The organism is Kurthia massiliensis (genome assembly GCF_000285555.1).
Lineage (GTDB): Bacteria > Bacillota > Bacilli > Bacillales_A > Planococcaceae > Kurthia > Kurthia massiliensis.
In genome coordinates this window covers 1-515 of sequence record NZ_CAEU01000081.1, presented here as the reverse complement: position 1 = coordinate 515, position 515 = coordinate 1, and the positions used below count along the sequence as shown (strand labels likewise).

Annotated in this window: 1 protein-coding gene; it reads left to right on the top strand. The window is 32.8% G+C overall.

All coding sequences use genetic code 11. From position 1 onward, the window contains the following. A partial coding sequence (locus KMHG_RS17005; protein ID WP_010285655.1) for an RNA-guided endonuclease InsQ/TnpB family protein occupies nt 1–515 on the top strand: 515 nt, incomplete at both ends.

The following is a 515-nucleotide window of genomic DNA, read 5'->3' as shown; positions in this document are numbered from 1 at the left end:
TCGATTATGAATGCGGAACGTGCCTACAAAAGATTCTTCAAAGGGTTAAGTAAACACCCTCGTTTTAAGAAAAAAGCAAGACAAGATGTGAAAGCTTATTTTCCTAAGAATAATAAGAGTGATTTCAAATTAAAACGCCATCAGATTAATATTCCTACAATTGGTTGGGTAACGCTAAAGGAATTTAATTACTTACCTCAAGATGCAATCATCAAAAGTGGTACAGTATCACAAAAAGCTGACCGATTCTATATTTCAGTATTATGCGAAGTGTCTGACTGCATAAAACAAACGCCTGAATCAAAAGGCATCGGTATTGATTTAGGGATCAAAGATTTTGCCATCATGAGTAACGGTAAGATTTATAAAAATATCAATAAAACAGATAAAGTAAGAAAGCTTGAAAAACGATTAAAACAAGCTCAACGGAAATTGAGCAGAAGTTATGAACAAAATAAAGATAAAAAGGCAGGTGAAAACTGCTACTTTAACAATCGACAAAAACAAATTTGTCG